At 61.2% G+C, this 1,386-nt stretch carries 2 protein-coding genes; both read right to left on the bottom strand.

Translation table 11 applies throughout. The features are described 5' to 3' along the window. A partial coding sequence (locus AC5ZGW_RS46260) for an IS4 family transposase (RefSeq protein ID WP_474419830.1) occupies positions 1 to 1,181 on the bottom strand: 1,181 nt, incomplete at its 3' end. 11 nt (positions 1,182 to 1,192) lie between these two features. Next, positions 1,193 to 1,386, bottom strand: a 194-nt coding sequence (locus AC5ZGW_RS46255; RefSeq protein ID WP_496114170.1) for a hypothetical protein, incomplete at its 5' end; no start/stop codon positions are given.

Genomic DNA, 1,386 nt, shown 5'->3' with positions numbered 1-1,386 from the left:
TTTTTGAGCCTCAAAGTGGTGCCGTATTTGATGCGACGGAAGGCTTCGAGGCCCAGGCGCATCACCTTTGGACCAGGCTTTCCATAGTAGGCGGTCCATCCTCCAAGCCGAGCAATGACCCACGCAGCGAAGGCGAGAGTGCCTTTTGGATGCGGGTTCTTTTGCTTCGCAGTGGCCCCCTCGAGTTGAGAAGACAGGGCTTCCAGCACAGGCTGGTCATCCGGCTCGAAGGCCTCGGTTAGTTCTTCCTCGGTCGTGCCGTCACGGGCGCGAACCAGTTGCATGATCGTGACCGTCGCTACGGTAGCTGCGGCGACGAACTTGATCATGACCTCGGGTTCGCCAATGTCGGCTTCCTCGATATCAAAACCGGCGGATTTGAGCGTGCGGAAGAACTCCTCGATGGTCCAACGCCTGCGATAGAGGTCGACGATCCGACGTGCTTGTTTCGGGCTTCTTACGACATGCGTGGTGAGAAGCCGCCAATGGATCGGCTCGCCGTCATGGGTCGATGACACCTCCCGAACGTCCACCATGGTCAGGCGGATCATGTCGGGCAGATCTGGGGCAGGGCCGGGATGGGGCCGGCATGGCATGATCGGCGAGAAGCGCAAGGCAAGCTCGGCTATCCGCTCCTTGCGGCCCGGCGCCGCAGGAATCGTCACGCTGAACCGGGCGGCTTCCGGCAAGCCATCAACAAATGCAAACTGCTTCGCAAAAGCTCCGGACTTCAGTTTGATCTTCCGATTCCAGTTTGCCCTGACAAGCAACTCCACATTCGCCGGACGTCGCGCGAAATGCTCGTAGATGTCGCTTTCCCGGTCGGAGATCACGGTGATGCTTTGCGCGGTCGATAAGGCCGCGCTGGCTTGAACCGTCGCGGACAGCCAACGCTGGGACTCTTTGTCTGTTGTTGCTCGCGATCGCCGGGGCGTCACCTTGCCCTTGTCCCGATTCCAGACCTGCGCATCAACAAGACCCAGTAACGCATCAGTGCCGGCATCGAGTGCGAGCGCCGCATGCAAAAGCAGGCCCCGTGTTCCGCCGCCTTTGCCGACAGGTCCATAACCGTTGGCTTTGGCGCGCCGTCCGCCAAGGATCAGTTCGCTGGTATCCTGAACCACGATGATCTCGCGACCGGCAACACGTTCCGCCGTGCGCGAAGCCGCATGGCTCGCCATCTCTGCGACGCTCACCCGATCATTGCGCAGAAAACGCGTGAAGCGGACCTCCTGCGCTCGGCTCCCTGCAAGGCGTCGAATGCACGAACCGGGCCGTCGAACGAGCGCCGCATGCAATGCGGCCCCCCTTTTTCCAGGCGACGATCGCCAAATCGCCCCAGCCCCACCTCCATCGACATACGACCGCTCTCCACAAGACCGCCTC

Source organism: Bradyrhizobium sp. Crot121 (assembly GCF_059512385.1).
Note: the sequence above shows the minus strand (reverse complement) of the source record. Positions and strands in the feature narration are given on the sequence as shown.